The organism is Enterorhabdus sp. P55 (genome assembly GCF_009911695.1).
GTDB lineage: Bacteria > Actinomycetota > Coriobacteriia > Coriobacteriales > Eggerthellaceae > Enterorhabdus.
Genome location: NZ_QWKK01000281.1, coordinates 1 through 643, shown reverse-complemented (window position 1 = coordinate 643; position 643 = coordinate 1). Strand labels below are relative to the sequence as shown.

At 39.0% G+C, this 643-nt stretch carries 2 protein-coding genes; both read left to right on the top strand.

Annotated features, from left to right (window positions below; genetic code table 11):
* The first annotated feature begins 15 nt into the window (after positions 1 to 15).
* A complete protein-coding gene (mobC, locus tag D1643_RS11285; protein WP_002339183.1) occupies positions 16 to 381 on the top strand; it encodes a plasmid mobilization relaxosome protein MobC in 366 nt (121 codons plus the stop codon).
* Positions 360 to 643 (top strand): relaxase/mobilization nuclease domain-containing protein (locus D1643_RS11280; protein WP_160710675.1); only part of this gene is annotated, 284 nt, incomplete at its 3' end. The genes mobC and D1643_RS11280, both read left to right, overlap by 22 nt.

Below are 643 nucleotides of genomic sequence, written 5' to 3'. Positions count from 1 at the left end.
TTGAGGAGGCTATTTATGGATCAGAAAGAAGTATCACAAAATCAAACAAAGTACATTCAATTTAGATTATCTGAAGAACAATACAATAAGCTGAAAATTTCAGGAGAAACATATGGACTCTCTCCGAATCTTTATGCGAAAAAATTAGCACAAAAATCTCATTTAAAAAAACCTTATCTCGAACATGACCAAGCGAAATCTTTATTATTAGAACTCTCAAAACAAGGAACCAATTTAAATCAAATCGCCAAGAAACTCAATCAATTCGATCGGATGGACAACCAAGATAAAGAGCTGATCGAGGCTTTACGCTATACATACGGAGTACTCGCTCAAGCTCAAAAGGGGTATCAAGAGTTATGGCAACAATTGCAAAAATAAGCAATGGCGCAAGTGCAGCGAGCGCCCTTAATTATGCTTTAGGTCAAGACAGACCTATGCATGAAAAAACTGAACAGTGGCTACAAGACCATCAATTGGAACGTCCTGTGGAGCTGACAAATTGTCGGGCAGTTGCCGTGGGTGGAACCAACGGGATTGATCCCTTTATCGCCAAAGAGCAATTTGATGTCGTTCGACAACTTCATAACCAAACCAAAGAATCCAATCAAGTCTTGCGTATTACCCAATCTTTCGCCTTAGA

Bases quoted from the DNA above. Each gene is read 5' to 3' on its own strand.
- mobC (WP_002339183.1), top strand. From the start codon at position 16: ATGGATCAGAAAGAAGTATCACAAAATCAAACAAAGTACATTCAATTT.